The organism is Billgrantia kenyensis (genome assembly GCF_013697085.1).
GTDB lineage: Bacteria > Pseudomonadota > Gammaproteobacteria > Pseudomonadales > Halomonadaceae > Halomonas > Halomonas kenyensis.
The window spans coordinates 43,494-66,837 of the sequence record NZ_JACEFT010000016.1 but is presented as its reverse complement, the minus strand read 5'-3'; the positions used below and the strand labels follow the sequence as shown (position 1 = coordinate 66,837).

At 64.6% G+C, this 23,344-nt stretch carries 24 protein-coding genes; 14 read left to right on the top strand and 10 right to left on the bottom strand.

Annotated features, from left to right (window positions below; translation table 11 throughout):
* The first annotated feature begins 61 nt into the window (after positions 1-61).
* The 5 genes from ahpF to H1D44_RS12995 all read left to right on the top strand — a co-directional run bounded on the left by ahpF (position 62) and on the right by H1D44_RS12995 (position 6,147).
* Positions 62-1,618, top strand: coding sequence for an alkyl hydroperoxide reductase subunit F (gene ahpF / locus H1D44_RS13015; RefSeq protein ID WP_181515331.1), 1,557 nt, complete (start codon positions 62-64; stop codon positions 1,616-1,618).
* A 307-nt stretch (positions 1,619-1,925) separates the two neighbouring features.
* Entirely contained in the window at positions 1,926-2,954 is a 1,029-nt protein-coding gene (locus tag H1D44_RS13010) for an amino acid ABC transporter substrate-binding protein (RefSeq protein ID WP_181515286.1), read from the top strand.
* A gap of 112 nt (positions 2,955-3,066) precedes the next feature.
* Entirely contained in the window at positions 3,067-4,257 is a 1,191-nt protein-coding gene (locus tag H1D44_RS13005) for an amino acid ABC transporter permease (protein WP_181515285.1), read from the top strand.
* 10 nt (positions 4,258-4,267) lie between these two features.
* Positions 4,268-5,368, top strand: coding sequence for an amino acid ABC transporter permease (locus tag H1D44_RS13000; RefSeq protein ID WP_181515284.1), 1,101 nt, complete (start codon positions 4,268-4,270; stop codon positions 5,366-5,368).
* A gap of 50 nt (positions 5,369-5,418) precedes the next feature.
* Positions 5,419-6,147 (top strand): amino acid ABC transporter ATP-binding protein, encoded by a 729-nt coding sequence (locus H1D44_RS12995; RefSeq protein ID WP_181515330.1) that lies wholly within the window; start codon positions 5,419-5,421, stop codon positions 6,145-6,147.
* Here the strand turns inward: H1D44_RS12995 and H1D44_RS21025 are convergent.
* The 4 genes from H1D44_RS21025 to H1D44_RS12980 form a co-directional block, all read right to left on the bottom strand.
* A complete protein-coding gene (locus H1D44_RS21025; protein WP_238984470.1) occupies positions 6,125-7,009 on the bottom strand; it encodes a GGDEF domain-containing protein in 885 nt (294 codons plus the stop codon). The genes H1D44_RS12995 and H1D44_RS21025 overlap by 23 nt on opposite strands.
* 29 nt (positions 7,010-7,038) lie before the next feature.
* A complete protein-coding gene (locus H1D44_RS21020) occupies positions 7,039-7,656 on the bottom strand; it encodes a GAF domain-containing protein (protein ID WP_238984469.1) in 618 nt (205 codons plus the stop codon).
* 102 nt (positions 7,657-7,758) lie between these two features.
* Positions 7,759-8,178, bottom strand: a complete 420-nt coding sequence (locus H1D44_RS12985) for a hypothetical protein (protein ID WP_181515283.1) — start codon at positions 8,176-8,178, stop codon at positions 7,759-7,761.
* A gap of 123 nt (positions 8,179-8,301) precedes the next feature.
* Positions 8,302-8,892 (bottom strand): histidine phosphatase family protein, encoded by a 591-nt coding sequence (locus tag H1D44_RS12980; RefSeq protein WP_181515282.1) that lies wholly within the window; start codon positions 8,890-8,892, stop codon positions 8,302-8,304.
* A gap of 159 nt (positions 8,893-9,051) precedes the next feature.
* Between H1D44_RS12980 and phnD the strand changes: the two genes are divergently transcribed.
* From phnD to H1D44_RS12950, 6 genes are all read left to right on the top strand, one after another.
* The gene (phnD, locus tag H1D44_RS12975) at positions 9,052-10,053 is read left to right on the top strand and encodes a phosphate/phosphite/phosphonate ABC transporter substrate-binding protein (protein WP_181515281.1); all 1,002 of its coding nucleotides are present in this window, start codon (positions 9,052-9,054) and stop codon (positions 10,051-10,053) included.
* A gap of 67 nt (positions 10,054-10,120) precedes the next feature.
* A complete protein-coding gene (phnC, locus tag H1D44_RS12970; RefSeq protein ID WP_181515280.1) occupies positions 10,121-10,939 on the top strand; it encodes a phosphonate ABC transporter ATP-binding protein in 819 nt (272 codons plus the stop codon).
* On the top strand, positions 10,926-11,744 hold the full coding sequence (gene phnE, locus H1D44_RS12965) for a phosphonate ABC transporter, permease protein PhnE (protein ID WP_181515279.1): 819 nt from the start codon (positions 10,926-10,928) through the stop codon (positions 11,742-11,744). Before phnC ends, phnE (H1D44_RS12965) begins: the two co-directional genes overlap by 14 nt.
* Positions 11,738-12,547 (top strand): phosphonate ABC transporter, permease protein PhnE, encoded by an 810-nt coding sequence (phnE, locus tag H1D44_RS12960; RefSeq protein WP_181515278.1) that lies wholly within the window; start codon positions 11,738-11,740, stop codon positions 12,545-12,547. The genes phnE (H1D44_RS12965) and phnE (H1D44_RS12960) overlap by 7 nt, the downstream gene beginning before the upstream one ends.
* A gap of 29 nt (positions 12,548-12,576) precedes the next feature.
* Positions 12,577-13,077 (top strand): host attachment protein, encoded by a 501-nt coding sequence (locus H1D44_RS12955; RefSeq protein ID WP_422671668.1) that lies wholly within the window; start codon positions 12,577-12,579, stop codon positions 13,075-13,077.
* 109 nt (positions 13,078-13,186) lie between these two features.
* Entirely contained in the window at positions 13,187-15,250 is a 2,064-nt protein-coding gene (locus H1D44_RS12950) for a methyl-accepting chemotaxis protein (RefSeq protein ID WP_181515276.1), read from the top strand.
* A 22-nt stretch (positions 15,251-15,272) separates the two neighbouring features.
* Here the strand turns inward: H1D44_RS12950 and H1D44_RS12945 are convergent, their stop codons facing one another.
* Complete coding sequence (locus H1D44_RS12945) at positions 15,273-16,199, bottom strand: LysR family transcriptional regulator (RefSeq protein ID WP_181515275.1); 927 nt, start codon at positions 16,197-16,199, stop codon at positions 15,273-15,275.
* A gap of 146 nt (positions 16,200-16,345) precedes the next feature.
* Here H1D44_RS12945 and H1D44_RS12940 point away from each other — a divergent pair, with 146 nt between their 5' ends.
* Positions 16,346-17,122: a ferredoxin--NADP reductase gene (locus H1D44_RS12940; RefSeq protein WP_181515274.1), complete on the top strand. Its 777-nt coding sequence runs from the start codon at positions 16,346-16,348 to the stop codon at positions 17,120-17,122.
* A 93-nt stretch (positions 17,123-17,215) separates the two neighbouring features.
* Here the strand turns inward: H1D44_RS12940 and glnK are convergent, their stop codons facing one another.
* The 3 genes from glnK to H1D44_RS12925 all read right to left on the bottom strand — a co-directional run bounded on the left by glnK (position 17,216) and on the right by H1D44_RS12925 (position 19,386).
* Positions 17,216-17,554 (bottom strand): P-II family nitrogen regulator, encoded by a 339-nt coding sequence (gene glnK, locus H1D44_RS12935; protein ID WP_086509163.1) that lies wholly within the window; start codon positions 17,552-17,554, stop codon positions 17,216-17,218.
* A gap of 137 nt (positions 17,555-17,691) precedes the next feature.
* Entirely contained in the window at positions 17,692-19,017 is a 1,326-nt protein-coding gene (locus tag H1D44_RS12930; RefSeq protein WP_181515273.1) for an ammonium transporter, read from the bottom strand.
* 30 nt (positions 19,018-19,047) lie between these two features.
* Positions 19,048-19,386, bottom strand: a complete 339-nt coding sequence (locus H1D44_RS12925) for a P-II family nitrogen regulator (RefSeq protein WP_181515272.1) — start codon at positions 19,384-19,386, stop codon at positions 19,048-19,050.
* Positions 19,387-19,674: 288 nt separating this feature from the next.
* Here H1D44_RS12925 and H1D44_RS12920 point away from each other — a divergent pair, with 288 nt between their 5' ends.
* The gene (locus H1D44_RS12920; protein WP_181515271.1) at positions 19,675-20,013 is read left to right on the top strand and encodes an accessory factor UbiK family protein; all 339 of its coding nucleotides are present in this window, start codon (positions 19,675-19,677) and stop codon (positions 20,011-20,013) included.
* A gap of 221 nt (positions 20,014-20,234) precedes the next feature.
* Positions 20,235-21,740, top strand: coding sequence for a YifB family Mg chelatase-like AAA ATPase (locus H1D44_RS12915; protein ID WP_181515270.1), 1,506 nt, complete (start codon positions 20,235-20,237; stop codon positions 21,738-21,740).
* A gap of 5 nt (positions 21,741-21,745) precedes the next feature.
* Here H1D44_RS12915 and H1D44_RS12910 read toward each other — a convergent pair whose 3' ends face one another.
* The gene (locus H1D44_RS12910) at positions 21,746-22,225 is read right to left on the bottom strand and encodes a hypothetical protein (RefSeq protein ID WP_181515269.1); all 480 of its coding nucleotides are present in this window, start codon (positions 22,223-22,225) and stop codon (positions 21,746-21,748) included.
* Positions 22,219-23,202, bottom strand: a complete 984-nt coding sequence (locus tag H1D44_RS12905; RefSeq protein ID WP_181515268.1) for an alpha/beta hydrolase — start codon at positions 23,200-23,202, stop codon at positions 22,219-22,221. Before H1D44_RS12905 ends, H1D44_RS12910 begins: the two co-directional genes overlap by 7 nt.
* Positions 23,203-23,344: the final 142 nt, after the last annotated feature.

Sequence of the window (23,344 nt, the reverse complement as noted above, 5' to 3'; positions counted from 1 at the left end):
GTCCGCGTTCAGGCACCGGCTTGCCGTTTTCCATGAGCCAGACATGAAGGAAACCGCTGTCATGTTGGACGACAATCTGAAAAGCCAGCTTAAAGCCTACCTGCAGAAGGTCACTCAGCCGTTCGAGATCGTCGCGTCCCTCGATGACGGCGCGAAATCCCAGGAACTGCATGGCCTGCTGAAGGATATCGACGGTCTCAGCGACAAGATCACCCTGCGCCTCGACGGCACTGACGCGCGCAAGCCCTCCTTCGCGCTGAACCGTCCCGGCGAGGAGACCGGCCTGGTATTTGCCGGTATTCCCATGGGCCACGAGTTCACCTCGCTGGTGTTGGCGCTGCTGCAGGTCGGCGGCCATCCGCCCAAGGTGAGCGACGATACCCTCGAGCAGATCAGGAACCTCGAGGGCGAGCTGCACTTCGAGACCTACTACTCGCTGTCGTGCCAGAACTGTCCCGACGTGGTGCAGGCACTCAACCTGATGGCCATCTTCAACCCGGGCGTGCGTCACGTCGCCATCGACGGCGCGCTGTTCCAGGACGAGGTGGAAGAGCGCCAGGTGATGTCGGTGCCGAGCATCTACCTCAATGGCGAGCCCTTCGACCAGGGTCGCATGAGCCTGGAGCAGATCCTGGCCAAGGTTGACACCGGCGCGGCCCAGCGTGAAGCAGCCAAGCTCAACGAGAAGGACTCCTTCGACGTACTGATCGTGGGCGGCGGCCCCGCTGGGGCGGCAGCGGCCATCTACGCCGCGCGCAAAGGCATCCGTACCGGCGTGGCGGCCGAGCGCTTCGGTGGCCAGGTGCTCGATACCATGGCCATCGAGAACTTCATCTCCGTGCCCTATACCGAAGGCCCCAAGCTGGCCGCGGCCCTGGAGCAGCACGTCAAGGAGTATGAAGCCGACATCATGAACCTGCAGCGTGCCGTGAAACTGGTTCCGGCGGCCGACCAGGGCGGCGAGCACGAGGTGGTGTTCGAATCCGGCGCCAGCCTCAAGAGCAGGACGCTGATTCTCTCCACCGGCGCCCGCTGGCGCGAGATGAACGTGCCCGGCGAGGCCGAGTACCGCAACAAGGGTGTGGCCTACTGCCCCCACTGCGACGGCCCGCTGTTCAAGGGCAAGCGTGTGGCGGTGATCGGCGGCGGCAACTCCGGCGTCGAGGCGGCCATCGACCTGGCTGGCATCGTCGGCCACGTGACGCTCATCGAGTTCATGGACGAGATGCGCGCCGATGCGGTACTGCAGAAAAAGCTGCGCAGCCTGTCCAACGTCGAGATCATCCTCGGCGCGCGGACCACCGAAGTGAATGGCGACGGTCAAAGGGTCAACGGCCTGACGTACGAGGAGCGCGCCTCCGGCGAGATCAAGCAGATCGCACTGGAAGGCATCTTCGTGCAGATCGGCCTGGTGCCCAACACCGAGTGGCTCACCGACTCGCCGATCGAGCTCTCCCCGCGTGGCGAGATCGTTGTCGACGAGCGTGGCATGACCTCGGTGCCCGGCATCTTCGCTGCTGGCGACGTCACCACCGTGCCCTACAAGCAGATCGTCATCGCCATGGGCGAGGGCTCGAAGGCCGCCCTGGGCGCCTTCGACTACCTGATTCGCCACTGAGGTGAAGCCGCGGCCGGCATGCCGCGGCGGCCCCACCCGACGCCCCGTTGACTCGCTCAGCGGGGCGTTTGCGTAGCCGGCCGCCACTCGCGGTCACAGCGCCGGACAAGGTGCTCCAAAGCGGTTCCCGACTGTCTTATTACGCACTAAATCGGTGCTTTTTCTTAGTCCGATTCCCTTTCCCTGCATCGTTGAATAAACGTTCTGTCTGCACTATCCCCGTACTGGAATAAACCTTGCTACTGTTTTGCCACATGCCCCGGCATGCATCGTCCAAGAACATCAAAAAATCTATCGAGGATTTCCTATGCGTAACAACAAGAACAACTGGCTGCTGGCGACTTCAGCCGCTGCCCTGGCACTGGGTACCGCTTCCGTGGCCTCCGCCAACACTCTGCAGACCACCCTCGATCGTGGCGCCGTGCAGTGCGGCGTCAGTGACGGCCTGCCGGGCTTCTCCGCGCCGGACGATCAGGGCGATTGGCAGGGCCTGGACGTCGATGTCTGTCGTGCCGTGGCGGCGGCGGTATTCGGCGATGCCGACGCGGTGCGCTACATCTCGCTGAATGCCGTGGAGCGCTTCACCGCGCTGCAGTCCGGCGAGGTCGACATGCTCTCGCGCAACACCACCTGGACCACCACCCGCGATACCACCCTGGGCCTGAATTTCACCGGCGTGACCTTCTACGACGGCCAGGGCTTTCTGGTCTCGAGTGACCTCGGCGTGACCAGCGCCAGCGAGCTCGATGGTGCCGCCGTCTGCACCCAGTCGGGCACCACCACCGAGCTCAACCTGGCCGACTACTTCCGTGCCAACGGCATGGAGTTCCAGCCCATCGTCTTCGACACCTCCGAGCAGACCGTGGGCGGCTTCGAGGCCGGCCGTTGCGACGTGCTGACCTCCGACACCTCCCAGCTGGCGGCGCTGCGCATCCAGCTCTCCGATCCCGATGGCGCCGTGATTCTGCCTGAGATCATCTCCAAGGAGCCGCTGGGCCCGTCGGTTCGCCAGGGAGACGATCAGTGGTTCAACATCGTCAAGTGGGCGCTGTTCGCCATGATCAACGCCGAGGAGTACGGCATTACCAGCGAAAACGTCGACGAGATGCGCAATTCCGAAGACCCCAATATCGCCCGCCTGTTGGGTCAGGACGGCAATTACGGTGAAGGCAAGGGGCTCGATGCCAACTGGGCCTACAACATCATCAGCCAGGTGGGTAACTACGCCGAGAGCTACGACCGTAACGTGGGCATGGATTCACCGCTGCAGATCGAGCGCGGCATTAACGCCCTGTGGACCGACGGTGGCATCCTCTACGCTCCGCCGATTCGCTGATCATCCGCCGGGGCATCGACGTGATGCCCTGATCCTCGACCCGCTCCCGCTCCGGTCATGATCCGGGCCGGGAGCGCTACCTGCTTGACGGATCCAGGCGGAGAGTCCTTTCATGTCCGTTCGTTCCAAGGCCCGCCCCGTGGGGCCAAAACCGCCTTTCTGGCGCGACCGCGCCAAGCGAGCGCTGTTCTTCCAGGCGCTGCTGGTTACCGCCGTCGCGCTGTTCCTGCTCTACATCATCGGCAACACCCAGGACAACCTGGCCGCTCGCGGCATCACCACCGGCTTCGGCTTTCTGGAAAGAACTGCCGGCTTCGGCATCGGCCAGAGCCTGATCGAATACTCGTCGCAGAGCACCTATGGCCGCACCTTCGTCGTGGGCCTGCTCAACACGCTGCTGGTGTCGGCGCTGGGCATCGTGGCCGCAACCATCGTCGGCTTCATCGTGGGTATCGCGCGGCTGTCGCCCAACTGGCTGATCGCCCGGCTGGCCAGCGGCTACATCGAGATCTTCCGCAACATTCCGCTGCTGCTGCAGATCTTCTTTTGGTACTTCGCGGTGCTGCGGGCCATGCCCGGTCCGCGTGACAGCCTGTCGCTGGGCGAAGTCCTCTTTCTCAACGTGCGCGGGCTGTTCCTGCCCGAGCCGCTGTTCGAGTCGGGCTTCGGCCTGATCCCGCTGGCCCTCGGCGTCGCCGTGGTCGCCAGCGTCGTCCTGGTGGTGTGGAACAAGCGACGCCACGAGTCGACCGGACAGCGCCTGCCGGCGGGGTGGATCTCGCTGGCCCTGATCGTCGGCCTGCCGCTCTTCGTGCTGGTAGCGACCGGTGTGCCCGTCACCTGGGACGTGCCCGAGCTGCATGGCTTCAATTTCCGCGGCGGCATCACCATCATTCCCGAGTTCCTGGCCCTTTGGCTGGCGCTTTCGATCTATACCGCGTCGTTCATCGCCGAGATCGTGCGCTCCGGCATCCAGGCGATTGCCCACGGCCAGACCGAAGCGGCCCAGGCCCTGAGCCTGCCCCAGGGGCTGGTGCTGCGCCTGGTGGTGGTGCCCCAGGCGATGCGCGTGATTATCCCGCCGCTGACCAGCCAGTATCTCAACCTGATCAAGAATTCGTCGCTTGCCACCGCCATCGGCTACCCCGACCTGGTCTCGGTGTTCGCCGGGACCACGCTCAACCAGACGGGCCAGGCGATCGAGGTCATCGCCATGACCATGGCGGTCTACCTGACCATCAGCCTGCTGGTGTCGATGTTCATGAACTGGTTCAACGCCCGCGTGGCGCTGGTGGAACGCTAGGAGAGGCGCCATGACGATACAACACAAGATGATCGAGGCGCGTCCTGCGCCCCGCAACACGGTGGGCCCCGTGGCCTGGCTGCGGGCCAACCTGTTCAGCGGACCGATCAACAGCATCTTCACCCTGCTCGGCCTGTATCTGCTCTACCTGCTGCTCACGCCGACGATCCAGTGGGCCATCATCAATGCCGACTGGGTCGGCACTTCGCGCGACGACTGCTCCCGTGAGGGGGCCTGCTGGGTCTTCGTCAGCGCCCGCTTCACCCAGTTCATCTACGGCCTCTATCCGCGCAGCGAGATCTGGCGGGTCGACGTGACCTTCGCCACCTTCGCCGCGCTGATCGCCTGGCTGGCGATCCCCCGGCTGCCGTTCAAGCGCTGGGTGGTGCTGGCCACCCTGGTTGCCTTCCCGATTTTTGCCTACGTCATGCTCTATGGCGGCCACTTCGGCCTGCGGGTGGTGGAGACCCACCGTTGGGGCGGGCTGATGCTGACCCTGGTACTGGCCGTGGTGGGCATGGTCGGGGCGCTGCCGATCGGCATCCTGCTGGCCCTGGGGCGGCGTTCGCAAATGCCCATCGTCAAGAGCTTCTGCGTGGTGTTCATCGAGTTCTGGCGCGGCGTGCCGCTGATCACGGTGCTGTTCATGGCCTCGGTGATGCTGCCGCTGTTCATGCCCACCGGCGTCAGCGTCGACCGCCTGATCCGCGCCTTCATCGGGATCACGCTGTTCCAGAGTGCCTACATGGCCGAGGTCATCCGCGGCGGACTGCAGGCCATTCCCCGCGGCCAGGAGGAGGCGGCGGCGGCGCTGGGCATGAACTACTGGATGCGCATGGGCCTGATCGTGCTGCCCCAGGCGCTGAAGATGATGATTCCCGGCATCGTCAACACCTTCATCTCGCTGTTCAAGGACACCACCCTGGTGATGATCATCGGGTTGTTCGACCTGCTGGGGATCGTCCAGGCAGCGCTGTCGGACTCCCGTTGGCTGGGCTTTGCCCTCGAGGGCTACGTGTTCGCCGCGTTCATGTTCTGGATCTTCTGCTTCAGCATGTCGCGCTACAGCCAGTACCTCGAGCGGAAGCTGCACACCGGCCATAAGAGATAGGAATGAAAACAATGACTGAACAGGCAACCCAGGCCGGCAACGAGACCCCGATGGTCGAGATGCGCGGCGTCAACAAGTGGTACGGCGACTTCCACGTGCTGCGCGACATCGATCTCGAGGTCAAGCGCGGCGAGCGCATCGTCATCTGTGGGCCGTCCGGCTCCGGCAAGTCGACGCTGATCCGCTGCATCAACCACCTCGAGGAGCACCAGGCGGGCGAGATCGTGGTCGGTGGCGTGCCGCTGACCCAGGACGTCAAGCGCATTGAACAAATCCGCCGTAGCGTCGGCATGGTCTTCCAGCATTTCAACCTCTTCCCGCACCTCACGGTGCTGGAGAATTGCTGCCTCGCCCCGATGTGGGTGCAGAAGAAACCGCGCCGTGAGGCCGAAGAGCAGGCCATGCGTTATCTGGAACGGGTGCGCATCGCCGAGCAGGCGCGCAAGTACCCGGGCCAGCTCTCCGGTGGCCAGCAGCAGCGCGTGGCGATCGCCCGCTCGCTGTGCATGCACCCCGAGGTGATGCTGTTCGACGAGCCTACCTCGGCGCTCGACCCGGAGATGATCAAGGAGGTGCTCGATGTCATGGTCGAGCTGGCTCGCGAGGGCATGACCATGCTCTGCGTGACCCACGAGATGGGCTTCGCCAAGACCGTGGCCGACCGCGTAATCTTCATGGACCAGGGGCAGATCATCGAGGAGAACGCGCCGGAGCCCTTCTTCAACAACCCGCAGTCCGAGCGTACCCAACTCTTCCTCAGTCAGATTCTCGGCCATTGAGGGAGTGGTCGTTCCCCGGGCGGCCCTGCGGTTCCGGGGATGGCTCGTGCTGGCCGAACAGCAGCACCCGATTGCGCCCGGCATGCTTGGCGGCATAGAGCGCCTGGTCTGCCCGGGCAATCGCCAGGTCCTGCGCCTCCTGCTGAGCCTGGCCCGGCGTGAGCCCGGCGATACCGATGCTGATGGTGATGTCGACCTGCCGCTGCATGGCGTTCGTGGCCAGCGAGGAGAGCGGGAAGGGAGTATCGGCGATGCAGGCGCGCAGGCGCTCGCCAAGCTGCATGACCTGGCCGTCGTCGAGTTCGCTGACGAATACCGCAAACTCTTCCCCGCCCATGCGGGCCAGGACGTCCCGGCCACGCAGTTCGTTGCCCAGGCGGGTTGCCAACAGCTTCAGCAGGGCGTCTCCCGCAGGATGCCCGTAGCGGTCGTTGATCTGCTTGAAGTGGTCGATATCGATCAGCAGGAGGTGGCAGTACAGGGTAGGAGTGCTGTCGAGAATCGCCCGCAGGCGGCGTGTCAGGCCGCGGCGGTTCATCACGCCGGTGAGTTCGTCGTATTCGGCAGCGACCATGGCGCGCTGCTCTCCCTGCTTGCGCCGGCTGATGTCGATGACCAGCCCCGAGGCGATGCTGGCCTGGCCGGCCTCATCGAAGCCCACCTCGGCAACGAGCTCAAACCAGCGGGGTTGCTCTTCTCCGCAGAGCAACCGAACGTCGAGACGGCAGCCCTGGCAGGATTGGGACAGGCAATGGCGCAATTCAGACCAAAGCCGCTGACGGTCGCTGCGTAGGACATGGGCAAGCAGCCGACGCAGCGGCAAGCGGGCATAGTCATCGGGATAGCCGAGGGTTCGCAGCAAACCGCGGGAGCACCAGGTTGAACCGCTTCTCAGGTCGATTTCCCAGGTCCGCACTCGGCCACCTGCTGGAACAGCTCGAACTGGCGTCGGCGGCTGGCGAGCTGATGACGGTAGAGGGTAGAGGTGATCAGTTCGGCGGCAACCACGAGGGCCTCGATACCGGCTCCTTCCCAATCGAGGGGGCGTTCGCAGTCGTCGATCCCCAGGGTGCCCCACCAGCATCCGTCCACCATGATGGGGACAGTCACCATGGAGCGGATCGACTGGCTTTCGAGGTTGTCGCGCAGTGAGCCTGGTGCCATGTGGTCGATAATGAAGCGTTGTGACACGCCGCGCTGGCGCTCCTCGACCATGCGGCGGTAGATAGGGTCGCTGAACACGCTGGAAAAGAAGCGAAAACGCTTGTGGGTGAGCTGGCGGTAGCGCGGCTCGGCCGCCCATTCGAAAACGTAATCCTGAACTACGACTTCTTTCTGAAGCTCGAGCAGCTGGAAGATCCAGACTCGGCTGGCACCCGAGGCGCGGCCGATTTCGCCGAGCAGAGCATCGACACCGTCGCCCCAGAAGCGCCCCTGCATCAATGCTTGACTGCCCTTGGCAAGGGCGGCCAGAAGTCGCGTGGCGTCTGGGTGGATCGGAACCGGCATGAGACGTCTCATCCATCAAGCGGTTCAACGATCATAACAGAGAGTTACACACCTGCTGGCATTAGCGGAAAGACGTAGCCCTGACACTGAGTATCAAGTGTGTCACTGCGGCCTGAAGGGCTCGGCGGGACGCGTCACCCGTGCGCTGCCGACGATGCTCGGCTCGATCTCGATGGCGCGTGCTTCGCTGGTCCAGGCGGAGTCGCTGTCGTGCACGGCGGGGCGGCGCTCGAAGGAGCGGGTGACCACGTCGCTGGGAGCGAAGCCTTTGTGGGTAGCCCTTTGGCGAGAGCGCAGACAGAGCGACAGCAGCAGGTGCAGGCTCAGCACGGCAGCTAGCCAGAGGCCACTGCCAAGCGCCAGTAGCGGCCAGGCTTCGTTCCATTGCATGGTCGCAAGCCAGCTCGAGCGCGGCAGCAACCACAACACTGCGCTGGCCATCAGGCTGAGCTGGAGCAGCAGGTGGGTAAGCAGCAGCAGACCGTGGAACAGCGGACGCTGGGGAAACGGAGAGTGGCGCATTGGGGTCCTCCCTTGACGCAATGCAGTACCGGTACTGGCCCAAAATCCATTCTGGTCAGTGGGAATGCTACCCCAGATCAGCCTCTGGCGTCAGTCGTTACACTGGGAAACGAACCTGGCCGCTCAGTCCAGCATAGTGATGCTGGCGGGCAGCAGTGGAGTGCGAGCACGGTGCCGGGTCAGCGGCTGGTCCTCGATGGCGGTCAGCATGATCTGCAGCGGGTCGCCGTGACTCACCAACAGTATGGTCTCGTGGCGCATTTCCTGCTCCAGCGAGGCGATCACGGCCTGCATGCGCGCGGCCACGCTGGTGACGCTCTCCACGCCGAAGGCACGATGCGCCGGGTCATGCTCGTCGTGTTTCCAGACCTCTTCATAATGGCGATCCGCCAGGCCCTCGAAGTCGCCAAAGCTGCGTTCCCGCAGGCGTGGTTCCGGCTGCAGCTCCAGGCCGAAGTGAGCGGCGACTCGCCTGGCAGTTTCGCGGGTACGGAGAAAGTCGGAGTGCAGGATCCGCGTCGGTGCCGGCCAGCGCCAGGCCTGGAGCAGGCTAGCCAGCTGTTGCTCGCCTTCCGGGGAAAGCCCGAACTCAGCGAGCCCTCGTTGCGGTGTGCTGATGATCAGCCCACGTGCGTTGGCCTGGCTGTGGCCGTGCCGCATCAGCAGGTAGCGATTGTGGCGCTGGCGCGAGGAGGCTTGAAATGAGTTTGACATCTCGTTGTTACACTACCTAGATTGATGGTTAGTTTCGTTTGCGATCATGAATCACGCAATCATGTTCGTATGCGAGCAGAACGGCGACCTCACAGAACATCCTTGCCTCGCCGTTCCGAAAAAACAAACATAATGATAGTGACACAGAGAGATACGCCAATGACAAGATCCAAGATGCCCTGCCGTTATCCCTTTGCCACCCTGGCATTGACCTCACTGTTGCCGCTGGCCCTGCTGGTATCGGCCCAGGCCCAGGCAGACTGTCCGCGAGGTGACCTGGATACCCTGTACTGCGACGAGGATGGCGACATGGTCGCCGACCTGCCCGCCGATGAATCCGAGTGGATCAATCCCGATACGCTGATCTTCGCCTACACCCCGGTGGAAGACCCCGCCATCTACTCCGATATCTGGCAGCCCTTCATCGATCACCTCGAGGAGGTGACCGAGCGCAACGTGCGCTTCTTCGCCGTGCAGTCGAACTCGGCTCAGGTCGAAGCCATGCGCAGCGGGCGGCTGCACATCGCTGGCTTCTCCACCGGACCGACGCCGTTCGCCGTGAACCTGGCCGGTGCGGTGCCGTTTGCCCTGATGGGCTCCGACGATGGCCAGTTTGGCTATACCCTGCAGGTCTATACCCATGTCGACTCCGGCATCGACGAGCTGGAGGACCTGCATGGCAAGCGGGTGGCTCACACCTCGCCCACCTCCAATTCCGGTAATCTCGCCCCCCGGGCGCTATTCCCCGACCTCGGCATCGTGCCGGACGAGGACTATGAAGTGGTCTATTCCGGCAGCCACGACCAGTCGATGCTCGGCGTGGTCGCGCGCGACTATGACGCTGCCCCGGTCGCTTCCGAGGTAGTCGAGAGGATGGCCGCCCGCGGCCTCTATGATGAGGACGAGGTCAAGATCATCTACGAAACCGACGCCTTTCCCACGACCTCCTACAATTATGCTCATAACCTGCATCCCGACCTGGTCGAGAAGATCAAGGAAGCCTTCTTCACCTTCGACTTCGAGGGCACGGCGCTGGGTGACGAGTTCGAGGGCGTCGATAAGTTCATCCCCATCAACTATCAGGAACACTGGGAAGTCATCCGCACCATTCAGGCGGCCAACGACGTGCGCTACACCCGCGAAGACCTGGAGCAGGAGTAAGCGACAGCCGAGCCCCGGCAAGGCCGGGGCGACTTCTCCTACGTTCCTTGTCACATGAGGTGGGTGGATGCTGGAAATTTCGAAGCTGGTCAAGCGCTACGGTCGTGACGAGCCGGTGCTGGAAGAGCTGGATCTGGTGGTGGAAGGAAGCAGCGTGGTTTCCATCGTCGGGGCCTCCGGCGCTGGGAAGAGCACCATGCTGCGCTGTATCAATCGCCTGGTCGAGCCCACCTCGGGTTCGATCAGGCTCAACGGCAGCGAGCTGGTCAATCTGCGCGGGCGCGAGCTGCGTCGCGCCCGACGCAAGATCGGCATGGTCTTTCAGGGCTTCAACCTGATCGATCGGCTGACGGTGATGGAGAACGTGCTGGCCGGGCGGCTCGGCTACGTCAATCTTTTCCAGGCGATCACGCGGCGCTATCCGCAGAGCGACATCGAGCGAGCCTTCCACTTGATGGAGCGGGTGGGCATTGCCCACTATGCCAACAAGCGGGCCGACGAACTCTCCGGCGGTGAGCGCCAGCGTGTCGGCGTGGTGCGGGCGCTGATGCAGGAGCCCGAGATCCTGCTCGCCGACGAACCGACGGCATCGCTGGACCCGCGTACCTCAGAGCAGATCATGAAGCTGCTGCAGAGCCTGGCCAGCGAGCTGTCGCTGCCGGTGCTGATCAATATCCACAACGTGGCCCAGGCCAAGACCTACACCGAACGGATCGTCGGTCTGCGCCACGGCAAGATGATCTTCGACGGGGCGCCGGCCGACTTCAACAAGGAAGCCCTGGACGCCATCTACGGCGGCATCGAGGCCCCCGAGGAAGAGCTCGTCGAGACGCCGTCGAACAGTGCCGAGGCGGGAACCCGGGGGGTGACCCATGACCAGGCCTGAGGTCTCCGGCTCCCCATCGGTACCGCGGACCTGGCGCAAGCCGCCCTTCATCGCCAACCCCTGGCTGCGCTACGGCCTGTGGCTGGCGGTGATCGCCTATCTGATCTGGGCCTTCGGCAGCCTGCCCTTCAACTGGGAGCGCATCAGCGAGGGCCTGCCCCGGGCGGCACGCATCTTTGGTGGCGGTTTTCCGCCCAGCTTCGAGCGCTGGGGGCTGCTGTTCACCGGGTTCAAGGAGAGCTTCCAGATCGCCATCCTGGCGACCCTGCTCGGCGTGGCGCTGTCGATTCCCTTCGCGGTGATGGCGGCGCGCAACGTGGCGCCGCTGCCGGTCTACCTGTTCGGCCGTGCGGTGATCATCGTCTCGCGCAGCTTCCACCCGGTGATCGTGGCCATCCTGTTCGTCGCCGCCGTGGGGTTCGGCCCCCTGGCGGGGATCCTGACCCTGACCCTCTACTCCATCGGCTTCGTCGGCAAGCTGCTGGCCGAGGAGATCGAGGAGATCGACTGGGGCCAGGTGGAAGCGATGCGCGCCGCCGGAGCGGGCTATCTGGCGACGCTGGTCTATGCGGTCTTTCCGCAGATCCTGCCGCGTCAGGTGGGACTCTCCATGTACCAGCTCGACAGCAACCTGCGCGCCTCGGCGGTGGTCGGTATTGTCGGAGCCGGGGGCATCGGCGGCACCCTGATGAACGCCTTCGGGCGCTACGACTACGATTTCGCCTTCGCCATTCTGCTGATCATCATCGCGGTGATCCTGGTCAGCGAAGGCATCAGCGGCTGGGTGAGGAAGAAGATATGGTAGATCACGCCGGTGTCCTTGCCGATCGCGTCTGGCAGCGCTATGACCGCCGGGAGCGCCTGATTCGCTATGCCGTCCTGCTGGTGACCCTGATGGTGGTTGTCTGGGCGGTGCGCGACATCGATATCTTCTGGCCCTGGGTCTGGGATGCCCCCAACCAGATTTCGAGCCTGGGCGCACGCATGTGGCCGCCCGATCCCTCCCGGCTTGCCGCGATCACCAGTGCGTTGCTCGAGACGGTGCACATCGCCACCCTGGCGACCCTGCTGACGATCTTCATCGCCCTGCCGGTCTCCTATATCGCGGCGCAGAACACTACCCCCAACCGCGCCTGCCTGTGGCTCGGGCGCTTCATCCTGGTCTCCAGCCGTTCGGTGAACACCATCATCTGGGCGCTGCTGTTCGTGGCGATCTTCGGCCCTGGCGTGCTGGCCGGGATACTGGCCATCATGTTTCGCTCCATTGGCTTCATCGGCAAGCTGATGGGTGAGGCGATCGAGGAGATCGACCGTCGGCCGGTAGAGGCCATGGAAGCGACCGGTGCTTCCAAGGCCAAGGTGATCGTCTACGCCATCGTGCCCCAGGTAATGCCGGCATTCTTCGCCATCGTCATCCTGCGCTGGGACATCAACATCCGCGAGTCCACGGTGCTGGGGCTGGTGGGGGCCGGTGGCATCGGGGTACTGCTGCAGGGCGCCATCGACACCTTCGCCTGGCCCACGGTGGCCACCATCCTGACAGCCATCATCGTACTGGTGCTGATCGGTGAAGCGATCACCAGCCTGCTACGGCGCAAGGTGATCTGAGCGGTTGACCGCCGAGGTCGCCCTTGCCAATGTTGAGAGAGGGAGAGTCCCGTGCCGCCGAGACGCCGGGCTCTCCCATCCACTGGCATCAAGGAGAGGCTATGACAACCTATATCGTGGTGGCCGATGCAGCCCGGGCGCGCATCTTTACCCGTGACGCCCTCAAGCTGGAAGAGAAGGAGAGCCTGATTCATGCCGAGGGACGGCTGCATGAAGGCGACCTGGTGACCGATCGCGGGGCCGACGTTCACGAGTCCACGTCGCCCACCGCGCGCTCATCGGGTGGCGAGAGCGTGGCGCGTACCCACGAGGAGCTGATCTTTGCCAAGGAGGTGGCCGAGCGCATCTACCGCGCGCGGGTCGACAACACTCTGGAGAAGCTGATTCTGGTGGCACCGCCGCGCTTCCTGGGTCAACTGCGCGACAAGCTCGACGGTCCCTCCAGCAAGCTGGTGATCCACACCCTGGCCAAGGATCTCTCCAAGGCCAGCCTGGCGGATATCCAGGAGGCCGTCAGCGATATGCGCTGAATACTTGACGACTTTCGTCTCAAGGCGCGGGCGTTCTTGCCGATAAGGGGAGCATGGTGGTGACGTTGTTTCACCGCAGCATGCTTCCTTCATCGCAGCGAGAGCGCCCATGTATCTCAAGTCAATCCGACAGTTCGTGGTTCTGCTGGCCGGCCCGTGCCTGATAGCCGTGGTTGCGGCCTTGGTCATCTACGCTCTGTTCTCTTCGGCTCGTACCCAGCACACCGCAGAAACACATACTCAGGGACTGCTTGAGTCGGCCATCGACGAGCGCCTGGCGGTGCTGGCGGATGCCGAGGCCGGACGCATCCAGCGAGAGCTCGAGCACGCCCTCACGCTGGCGACCCAACTGGCCGACACCAACGCCCTGATGGGCCAGCGCGGTGCCAGCGGGCGCAGCGCTCTCTCCCTTAGCCGGCGCGAGCTATCCAACATCGTCCGTGAGACGGTGGTACAGAACCCCTCGCTGCTGGACGCCTACATCGGCTGGGAGCCCGATGCCTTTGGCCGTGACGCGCTGTATGCCGACCTCGGCGAGGCCGACGGCTACGACGGCACGGGGCGCTTCATGCCCTGGTGGTATCGCACCGAGGAGGGCAGCGTCGAAGTGCTGCCGCTGGGCGATACCATGGAGAGCACCACTCCGCTAGGCAGCGGCGTGCGCGAAGGTGAGTACTATCTCTGTGCGCGGGAGACGCTGTCACCCTGCGTCATCGACCCGGCGCCCTACGACTTCGGCGGCGAGACGCTGCTGGTGACCTCGTTCAACGCCCCGATCCTGGTCGACGGCGATTTCCGCGGCGTGGCCGGGGTCGACCTCTCCCTCGACTTCATCCAGGAGCTACTGCTGCAGGCCAACGCCGCCCTCTACGACGGCGCGGGCGAGATGGCTCTGGTAGCAGGGCGCGGCGGCCTGGTGGCGCATACCGCCGGTGCCGAGCGGCTCGGATCCGCAGCAGGCGAAGCCTTCGACGGTGAGGTGCTGGAGGCAGTCGAACGCGCACGCCTCGAGGGCAGCAGCGTAAGCCTGACCCGGGAAGGCATGCTCGAGCGCTATCAGCCGTTCAGCATCGGGACCAGCGAGCTGCCATGGACCCTGCTGATTCGGCTGCCCGAAGAGGCGGTGATGGCCGAGCTCGCTGCCCTTCAGGCGCTCATGGGCGAGCAGCGCCGGGCCGATACCCTGGGCATGACGCTGGTCGGCCTGCTGCTGGCGGCGTTGGGGCTCGCCGCCCTGTGGTGGGTCGGCACCCGCGTGTCGCGGCCGCTGCGCCTGCTGGCCGAGCGCATGCGCGAGATCGCCAGCGGTGATGGCGACCTGACGCAGCGCCTGCCGGTGCGTGGGCGGGACGAAAGCGCCGAGCTGGCTATCCAGTTCAATGCCTTCGTCGACAAGATCCACGACGTGCTGCTCGACGTGCGTGACAGCAGCGAATCGGTTCGCGTGGCGGCCAGCGAAATCGCCAGCGGCGGTGAGGACCTGTCGCGGCGCACCGAGCAGGCTGCTGCCAGTCTGCAGCAGACCTCCGCCTCCATGGAGCAGATCTCGGCCACGGTGGAACACACCTCGGCCTCCTCGCGGGAAGCCAATGGCCTGTCGAAGTCGGCCGCCGAGGTCGCGCAGTGCTCCGGCGACACGGTCGGCCAGGTGGTGGACACCATGCAGGAGATCAGCCGCTCATCGGAGCAGATCGGCGAGATCGTCAAGGTCATCGACGGCATCGCCTTCCAGACCAACCTGCTGGCGCTCAATGCTTCGGTCGAGGCCGCCCGAGCCGGCGAGCATGGTCGCGGCTTTGCCGTGGTCGCCGACGAGGTGCGCCAGCTGGCCACCCGCAGCGCCGAGGCCTCGCGCGACATCCGTGCGCTGATCGAGGCCTCCAGCCAGCGCGTCATCACCGGCACCGAGCTGGTGGGACGTGCCGGCGAAAGCATGGGCGAGCTGATGGCCAGCGTGAACCGGGTGGCCAACATGCTCGGCGAGATCAGCATGGCTGCCGGCGAGCAGAGCGACGGCATCGGCCAGGTCAGCGTGGCAGTGGCCGACCTCGATCGTACGATCCAGCAGAATGCCGCGCTGGTGGAGGAGTCGACCACCGCCGCCGAACAGCTCAGCGAGCAGGCCGACCGCCTGGCACTGGTCGTCGGCGGCTTCCGCCTGCGCGATCGCTGACGGACAGAGGCCAAGAAGAGGGTCAGGCGATCGGCGGCAGGTCGATTTCGTCGCTGCGCCTGACCCCTTCGGTCATTTGCCGGCACAGGCGCAGGAACTCGCGCATGCCGGTGGCCAGGTACTTGTGGCGATGCCAGATGAAGGCGAACTGGCGGCTCAGGTCGAGTTCCGGGGTGGGTATCGGCACCAGGCTGCCACGGCGAAAGGCGTCGCGCAGTGCCAGCTTCGAGACGCAGCCGATACCCAGCCCTGACTCCACCGCCCGCTTGATCCCTTCGGTATGCTCCAGTTCGAGCAGGATATTGAAACGCCCGCGACGATGCCGCGCGGCCTGCTCCAGTGTCAGGCGCGTGCCCGAACCTCGCTCGCGCATGATCCACGCTTCGCGCAGCAGTCTATCGAGCTCCACCGGGCCATGCCCGGCCAGTGGATGGCGCGGCGAGCAGAACACCGACAGCTCGTCCTCCACCCAAGGCTGGGTGATGACGTCCTCCTCCTCGCAGTGCCCCTCGATGAGCCCCAGGTCGAGCTCGTGCTGGTGCACGCGGACGATGATCTCCCGTGTGTTGCGTACTGCAAGCCGCACCCGGCTGCCCGGGTGGCGCTGCATGAAATCGCTGATCAGCAGTGTCGCCAGGTAATTGCCGATGGTCAGGGTGGCGCCGACATCCAGGGAGCCGATGCCCTGCTGGCCGTACAGGATTTCCTCGATCTCCTCGGCACGGTCGAGCAGCGCTACCGCCTTGGGCAGCAGCTGGAAGCCCAGCGCGTTGAGCCTTAGCCGCTTGCCAATTCGGTCGAGCAGTTGGCAGTCGAACTGGCGCTCGAGCTCGGCCAGGGCGGTGCTGGTGGCCGACTGCGACATGGAGAGCGCGCGGGCGGCCCGCGAGACGCTCTCATGCTGTGCGACGGCGACGAAGACCTCGAGTTGACGCAGGGTGAAATGCATGACGACGCTCGATTTTGATCTATATCAGGATGATGGATAAAGGTTATCCATACAATCCAATTAACAGATAAACCTTGCGCTCTTATAATGCAAGCAAATCATCAAGCCCATTGTTTTATTCGATATAGGAATATCCGGGAGCCGGCATGAGCAAGTTTGCGTTGGAAGACGTCCTCAGCGTCCACCACTGGAACGACACCCTGTTCAGTTTTCGCACCACGCGCGAGCGCAGCCTGCGCTTCAAGAATGGACAGTTCGTGATGATCGGCCTGGAAGTCAACGGCAAGCCGCTGATGCGCGCCTACTCCATCGCCAGTCCCAACTACGAGGACCATCTCGAGTTCTTCAGCATCAAGGTGCCCGATGGTCCGCTGACCTCACGCCTGCAGCATCTCAAGGTGGGCGACCAGATCATGGTCAGCCGCAAGCCCACCGGCACGCTGGTGACGGACGATCTGCTCCCTGGACGCAACCTCTACTTCCTCTCCACCGGGACCGGCCTGGCGCCGTTCATGAGCCTGATTCAGGACCCGGAAGTCTATGAGCGCTTCGAGAAGGTCATCCTGGTACACGGCGTGCGCAGCGTCAGCGAGCTGGCCTATGCCGACTTCATCCAGAAGGAACTGCCGGCTCATGAGTACCTGGGCGACGACATCCGCGAGAAGCTCATCTACTACCCCACCGTGACTCGCGAGGAGTTCCACACCATGGGGCGCCTCACCGACCACATCCGCAGCGGCAAGCTGTTCGAGGATACCGGTATTGCGCCGATGGATCCCAAGCAGGACCGCGCCATGATCTGCGGCAGCCCGGCGATGCTCGACGAGACCAGCGCCCTGCTCGACGACCTGGGCTTCAATATCTCGCCGCGGATGGGCGAGCCGGGGGATTACGTGATCGAGCGCGCCTTCGTCGAGAAGTAAAAAGGGACGCTCGCTCACGTTTCGGGCGCTCGCAGAGTCCCAAAAAAACCACGGCCTCTCGGTCGTGGTTTTTTTCAACCTGCCTTCTTGCGGTTACACCGCATCCTTGCCGGTTTCGCCGGTGCGGATACGAATGACCTGTTCCAGCGGCGTGATGAAGATCTTGCCGTCGCCGATCTTGCCGGTATTGGCGACCTGGGTGATGGCGTCGATTACCTGTTCGACCAGGTCGTCGTCGATGGCGATCTCCACCTTCACCTTGGGCAGGAAGTCGACCACGTACTCGGCGCCGCGGTAGAGCTCGGTGTGGCCCTTTTGGCGGCCAAAACCCTTCACCTCGGTGACGGTGATGCCCTGCACCCCGATCTCGGAAAGTGATTCGCGGACGTCGTCGAGCTTGAACGGCTTGATGATGGCGGTCACCAGTTTCATGGCTTGTCTTCCTCATGGTGGAGCCAGGTCCGTGGCAGGCACCCTGGTCATTCGTTGTGGTTGGCCACAAGCATACACCGCCCATGGCAGGAAGAAAAAAGGCTCCCCGCAGGGAGCCTGATAAAGCGTGTTGTCGGTTATTCGGGGCGTGGCTGGCCGATCGATGAGCCGGCCGCATAGCCGCCGGACTGCGGGCGCCCACCGCTGCCGCCGTAGACCTTGGCAACGCTGAACTCGGGGTAGGCTTCCATACCGCACTCGGCGAGGTCGACACCCTCGTACTCCTCCTCTTCGCTGACGCGTACGCCCATGATCGCCTTGATCACCATCCATACGACCAGGCTGGCAGCGAACACCCAGGCGAAGATCGCCAGGCCGCCGATGATCTGGGCGCCGAAGGTGGCATCGGCATTGGACAGCGGCACTGCCAGCAGGCCCCAGATGCCGACCACGCCGTGCACCGAGATGGCACCGACCGGGTCGTCGATCTTCAGCTTGTCGAGCGTCACGATAGCACCTACCACGATGGCTCCGCCTACGGCGCCGATCAGTGTGGCGCCCAGGGCCGTCGGTGCCAGCGGTTCGGCAGTGATCGCCACCAGGCCGGCCAGGGCGCCGTTCAGGGCCATGGTCAGGTCGGCCTTGCGGAACCACACCTTGGCCAGGATCAGCGCGGCGAGGACGCCACCGGCTGCTGCGGCGTTGGTGTTGACCAGTACCTGAGCGACGTTGTTGGCCGAGGCTACATCCGAAAGTTTGAGCTCGGAGCCGCCGTTGAAGCCGAACCAGCCCATCCACAGGATGAAGGTGCCTACGGTGGCCAGCGGCAGATTGGCGCCGGGGATGGCGTGGATGCTGCCGTCCTTGCCGTATTTACCCTTGCGCGGGCCGAGGATCAGCACGCCGGCCAGGGCCGCGGAGGCGCCTGCCATGTGCACGATGCCGGAGCCGGCGAAGTCGGAGAAGCCCAGCTCGTCGAGCCAGCCCTCCCCCCAGGTCCAGTAGCCGGAGACCGGATAGATGAAGCCGGTCATGACCACGGCGAAGGCGAGAAAGGCCCACAGTTTCATGCGCTCGGCCACGGCGCCGGAGACGATCGACATGGCGGTGGCGACGAATACCACCTGGAAGAAGAAGTCGGCACGCATGGAGTAGTAGGGGGCATCTTCACCGCCGGCCGTGACCGCATCGACGCTGTTCTCGCCGCCGATCAGCACGCCCAGGTTGGGCAGGATGCCGCCGGCGTCGCTGGCGTACATGATCGAGTAGCCCACCAGCAGGTACATGGTGCAGGCGACGGCGAAAAGTGCGATGTTCTTGGTCAGGATCTCGGCGGTGTTCTTGGCGCGAACCAGGCCGGCTTCGAGCATCGAGAAGCCGGCCGCCATCCACATTACCAGCACGCCGCAGATCAGGAAGTAAAAGGTGTCGAGCGCGTAACTCAACTCTGCAAGTTCACTCATGACGGTTCTCCGTTGTTGTCGTTATGGCGATCAGACGGCTTCTGCGCCGCGTTCGCCGGTACGGATGCGAATCACATCCTCCAGCGGCGTCACGAACACCTTGCCGTCGCCGATCTTCCCGCTGTTGGCCGCGCTGCAGATGGCATCCAGCACGCTCTCGATGCGGGAGTCGTCCACGGCGACCTCGACCTTCACCTTGGGCAGGAAGTCGACCACGTACTCCGCGCCACGGTAGAGCTCGGTATGGCCTTTCTGACGTCCGAAGCCCTTCACTTCGGTCACGGTGATGCCCTGGACGCCGTTATCGGCTAGCGCTTCGCGTACGTCGTCGAGCTTGAATGGCTTGATGATGGCAGTGATCAGTTTCATCACATCTCTCCCTGCTGGAATGAAGGCGGCGGAACGCCAGCCGGCTGTATCACGCCTTATGCGCAGAGCGTGCCAAGCCGCCCTTTTACTCACCAGAAACAAAAGATTGCGGTACACCTCGATGCGGCCTTGCGCCGCAATGGCGCATCGCCCCTGGCGCCCGTGCACCAGAGTGGTGCCAGCGGTTGGCTCGGGTGCCTCATGACGAAGCGCGAGAAGGGAATGCGTCGCGGCGGGGCCTTGCGTATGCTGTAGGGCAACATATGGGTAGTTAAGGAGAAGCGCACCATGGCGAATCAGGACCCGCTCAGCCGTCTGGCGCAGCAGTTGGGAGAGCGCCTGCAAGGGGCGGCCCAGGCGCCCGAGGAGTTTCAGCGCGGAGTGCAGCAGGTCGTGCGCGGCGCCTTCGACCGGCTCGAGCTGGTATCGCGCGAGGATTTCGACATCCTGATGGACGTGCTGCAGCGCACGCGTATCCGCGTCGAGGCCCTGGAGCAGCAGGTCGAGGCCCTGGAGAAGGCGCTGGCAGCTCGCGAGACCCCGGTGTCCCAGGCCACCCTCACACCGCCTGATGCAGACAAGCCGATCGAACCGGGCGAGACCGGCGCAGACGACATCGAGCGCTGAGACAGCGTGGAGAGCTCGCTGCGGCACAGTGCTAGTATCTAGCCCTTACGCTCATGAAACACTGCATAAATATCTGCGCGAGCGAATCGCTGCGTTGCGCGGTGCTCGGAATCCTCACCTATACCCCATAGGCTCCGGTTCCTGTGCTCCGTGCGCCTTGCGCTTCATCTCGCTCGCCAATTTATTCAGCGTTTCTCAAATGGAAAGCGAGGGACCGCAAGATGCTGGCTATCGTTGCCACACGGGCCGGCCTGGGGCTGGAAGCGCCCGAGGTTCAGGTCGAGGTACATCTGGCCAACGGCCTGCCGGGAATGACCTTGGTGGGCCTGCCCGAGGCCGCCGTCAAGGAGAGCCGCGAGCGGGTGCGCAGCGCTCTCATGAATGCCGGTTTCGACTTCCCCAATACCCGTAGAATCGTGCTCAATCTGGCGCCCGCCGACCTGCCCAAGGTCGGCGGGCGCTTCGATCTGCCCATTGCGCTGGGCATTCTGGTGGCTTCGGGGCAGGTGCCCGGTGAGGCGCTGGAGGGCATCGAGAGTGTCGGCGAGCTGGCGCTGGATGGCCGGCTGCGCCCCATCAATGGTGTGTTGCCGCTGGCGCTGGCTGCGCGCAAGGCGGGACGCAAACTGATCGTGCCCCGGGAGAACGCCGACGAGGCGGCGCTGGCCGGCGACCTGCAGGTGCTTCCGGCTGAGCACCTGCTAGACGTCATGGCACACCTTCTGGGGCAGCAGCCCATCGCCGCGCACCGCCTCGAGGCGCCGCCTGTCTGTGACGATCGCGACGGCGATCTGGCCGAGGTGCGCGGTCAGCACCAGGCGCGGCGCGCGTTGGAGATCGCCGCAGCGGGTTCGCACAATCTGCTTTTCGCCGGTCCACCCGGTACCGGCAAGACCATGCTGGCGAGCCGCCTGCCGGGCATCCTGCCGGAACTCACCGAGGAGGAAGCGTTGGAGGTCGCCGCCATCCGCTCGGTGTGCGGACTGCCGCTGGCCGAGCAGTGGGGGCGCCGACCCTTTCGCGCTCCGCACCACACCGCCAGCGCCGTGGCCCTGGTCGGCGGTGGTTCCTGGCCGCGACCGGGGGAGATCTCGCTGGCCCATCAGGGCGTGCTGTTCCTCGATGAGCTCCCCGAGTTCAGCCGTCATGTGCTGGAGGTGATGCGCGAGCCGATGGAGTCGGGGCGTATCCATATTGCTCGGGCCAACCACGAACGCAAATTTCCCGCCCGGTTCCAGCTCGTCGCGGCGATGAACCCGTGCCCTTGCGGGCACCTGGGCGACCCGCGCCAGGCCTGCCAGTGCACCGCGGCGCAGATCCAGCGCTACCAGTCGCGGCTCTCCGGGCCGCTGCTCGACCGTATCGACCTACAGATCGAGGTGCCGGCGCTGCCGCCTGAGCAGCTGACGTCACGTGAGGTGGGTGAGAGCTCCGCCGTGGTGCGTGCCCGGGTCATGGCTGCCCGCGAGCGCCAGTACGCCCGCGGCGCGCTCAACGCCCACCTGGGCGGGCGCGAGCTGGAGGCGGCCTGCGCGCTCTCCACGGCCGACCGCGCCTGGCTGGCCGGCGTACTGGAGCGCCTGCGCTTGTCGGCGCGTGCCTATCACCGGGTGCTGCGGGTGGCGCTGACCCTGGCCGACCTGGCCGAAAAGCCGCACCCGGAGCGCGGCGAGCTGATGGAGGCGATCGGCTATCGGCAGCTGGACCGCCAACTGCGTCAAGGGTAGAGAATTTACAGCGCCGTGGCGTCGAAGGCGCCCTCGACCTCGGTTTGCCACAGGGCGCCGCCGTTGTCGGGGCGGTGCAGCGAAACGACGAGGCGGTAGGGTAGCAGGTCGCGATCGGTCAGGCGCAGGCGCGGCGCGGTGGCTTCCAGCTGGCTTTCCAGCCGCCACTGGTGAGCGCCTCCCTCTCCGGCCATGGCCGGTCGCCAGTCGAGCACCTGAGGGCCGTCGCTTGCGCCCAGCAGGGCACGGGTCAGGGTTTCCAGAAAGCGCTCGCTCTCGATCCCGAGGCTGGCATCCACGTCGGGCGAAACCAGCAGCAACACCTGATCCGCCGGTGGTTGCAGGGCCTCCGCCTGCATCATCCGGTCGACGGCTCGGTCGCTAAGGTTCTGCAAGGCGCGGCGAATGGGATCGGGCTCGGGGGGCGGGGCGGCGCATCCGGCGACGAAAGCGAGCAGGAGGAGCAGGGCGATGGGTCTCAGCATCGGGAGATAGGTTCCTGTGTGACCGGCACGAAGCCGGGTTCCAGCTCGGCGACGAATTCGTCGAGGGTGGCGAACAGTATCGTACGAATCGGCTCGGCCTCGTTGACGAGGTGGTGGCGGGCTTCCGGGTGACGATGAATACGAGCTTGCGGAAACTTGCGCTCGAGGACCGAGAGGTTCCACTCCCAGTCGACGGTGAGGTCCTGCTCCCCCTGGAGAATCAACGTCGGCAGGTCGCTCGACGGCAGGGCAAGCAGCTGCGGCATCCAGCGACGCATGGCGCTGACCCAGTTCAGCGAAAGGTATTCCGGCTGGAGAGGGTCGCGCTCGCGCAGGAAGGCGGCGAATTCGGCGTCGGTGGAGTTGGGCCCGAAGCGCCGGGGCAGGGACTGGACGAAGGGGCCCACCAGGGTGTGCAGCCAGCCCGCCTGGGGCCAGCCGGATGGGCGCACCAGCGGGGCGAGCAGCACCAGGCCCGACCAATGCCCCTCGTCGGGCCGGCTCAAGGCGTCGGTGGCGAGAATGGCGGCTCCGGTACTCTGGCCAACGCCAAGCCAGGGCTTCGGTGCCAGGTCCTTGGACTCCAGTTGCTCCTGCAGGGCTTGCAGGCACTCCCCGTAGTGGGAGAAGTCATCGATGCAGGCGCGCCTGCCGCTGGACAGGCCGTGCCCCGGCAGATCCCACAGCACCACTCGCCAGCGGCGCTCCAGCAGCTGCTCCAGCAGATGACGGTAGAGGCCGAGATGGTCGTAATAGCCATGTACCACGAAAGCCGTGCCGATCGGCTCTGCGGGACTCCACACCTGGGTCCATAGCTGGTAGCGCTGGGTGACGGTGTAGCCGACGTAGAGCCCCACCTGCTCGCTGAGCAGCGGTGCAAGGCCGTAATGGGCCAGGTACTCGGCCAGTGAAGGATCGCCGTCGGCGCTGAAAGGGGCAACCGGTCCCAGGGCCTGCAGGGGCGTGAAGTCGGTCATGGCGCGCTCCATCGAATCAAGTCGTCTTCCCTCGATGCCTGTTCTTCTGCTGCGACTCCGGGCGTGCAGTGAGTATAACTAGCAGCCATGCTGTTGAGTGAACGATCACAGCGATTCGCCAAGCTGACCAAATGGTCAAAAA

What these genes read in the sequence shown, in the direction of transcription:
- ahpF (WP_181515331.1), top strand. Translation starts at nt 62, where the DNA reads ATGTTGGACGACAATCTGAAAAGCCAGCTTAAAGCCTACCTGCAGAAG.
- H1D44_RS13010 (WP_181515286.1), top strand. Translation starts at nt 1,926, where the DNA reads ATGCGTAACAACAAGAACAACTGGCTGCTGGCGACTTCAGCCGCTGCC.
- H1D44_RS13005 (WP_181515285.1), top strand. Translation starts at nt 3,067, where the DNA reads ATGTCCGTTCGTTCCAAGGCCCGCCCCGTGGGGCCAAAACCGCCTTTC.
- H1D44_RS13000 (WP_181515284.1), top strand. Translation starts at nt 4,268, where the DNA reads ATGACGATACAACACAAGATGATCGAGGCGCGTCCTGCGCCCCGCAAC.
- H1D44_RS12995 (WP_181515330.1), top strand. Translation starts at nt 5,419, where the DNA reads ATGGTCGAGATGCGCGGCGTCAACAAGTGGTACGGCGACTTCCACGTG.
- H1D44_RS21020 (WP_238984469.1), bottom strand. Translation starts at nt 7,656, where the DNA reads ATGCCGGTTCCGATCCACCCAGACGCCACGCGACTTCTGGCCGCCCTT.
- H1D44_RS12985 (WP_181515283.1), bottom strand. Translation starts at nt 8,178, where the DNA reads ATGCGCCACTCTCCGTTTCCCCAGCGTCCGCTGTTCCACGGTCTGCTG.
- H1D44_RS12980 (WP_181515282.1), bottom strand. Translation starts at nt 8,892, where the DNA reads ATGTCAAACTCATTTCAAGCCTCCTCGCGCCAGCGCCACAATCGCTAC.
- phnD (WP_181515281.1), top strand. Translation starts at nt 9,052, where the DNA reads ATGACAAGATCCAAGATGCCCTGCCGTTATCCCTTTGCCACCCTGGCA.
- phnC (WP_181515280.1), top strand. Translation starts at nt 10,121, where the DNA reads ATGCTGGAAATTTCGAAGCTGGTCAAGCGCTACGGTCGTGACGAGCCG.
- phnE (WP_181515279.1), top strand. Translation starts at nt 10,926, where the DNA reads ATGACCAGGCCTGAGGTCTCCGGCTCCCCATCGGTACCGCGGACCTGG.
- phnE (WP_181515278.1), top strand. Translation starts at nt 11,738, where the DNA reads ATGGTAGATCACGCCGGTGTCCTTGCCGATCGCGTCTGGCAGCGCTAT.
- H1D44_RS12955 (WP_422671668.1), top strand. Translation starts at nt 12,577, where the DNA reads ATGTTGAGAGAGGGAGAGTCCCGTGCCGCCGAGACGCCGGGCTCTCCC.
- H1D44_RS12950 (WP_181515276.1), top strand. Translation starts at nt 13,187, where the DNA reads ATGTATCTCAAGTCAATCCGACAGTTCGTGGTTCTGCTGGCCGGCCCG.
- H1D44_RS12945 (WP_181515275.1), bottom strand. Translation starts at nt 16,199, where the DNA reads ATGCATTTCACCCTGCGTCAACTCGAGGTCTTCGTCGCCGTCGCACAG.
- H1D44_RS12940 (WP_181515274.1), top strand. Translation starts at nt 16,346, where the DNA reads ATGAGCAAGTTTGCGTTGGAAGACGTCCTCAGCGTCCACCACTGGAAC.
- glnK (WP_086509163.1), bottom strand. Translation starts at nt 17,554, where the DNA reads ATGAAACTGGTGACCGCCATCATCAAGCCGTTCAAGCTCGACGACGTC.
- H1D44_RS12930 (WP_181515273.1), bottom strand. Translation starts at nt 19,017, where the DNA reads ATGAGTGAACTTGCAGAGTTGAGTTACGCGCTCGACACCTTTTACTTC.
- H1D44_RS12925 (WP_181515272.1), bottom strand. Translation starts at nt 19,386, where the DNA reads ATGAAACTGATCACTGCCATCATCAAGCCATTCAAGCTCGACGACGTA.
- H1D44_RS12920 (WP_181515271.1), top strand. Translation starts at nt 19,675, where the DNA reads ATGGCGAATCAGGACCCGCTCAGCCGTCTGGCGCAGCAGTTGGGAGAG.
- H1D44_RS12915 (WP_181515270.1), top strand. Translation starts at nt 20,235, where the DNA reads ATGCTGGCTATCGTTGCCACACGGGCCGGCCTGGGGCTGGAAGCGCCC.
- H1D44_RS12910 (WP_181515269.1), bottom strand. Translation starts at nt 22,225, where the DNA reads ATGCTGAGACCCATCGCCCTGCTCCTCCTGCTCGCTTTCGTCGCCGGA.
- H1D44_RS12905 (WP_181515268.1), bottom strand. Translation starts at nt 23,202, where the DNA reads ATGACCGACTTCACGCCCCTGCAGGCCCTGGGACCGGTTGCCCCTTTC.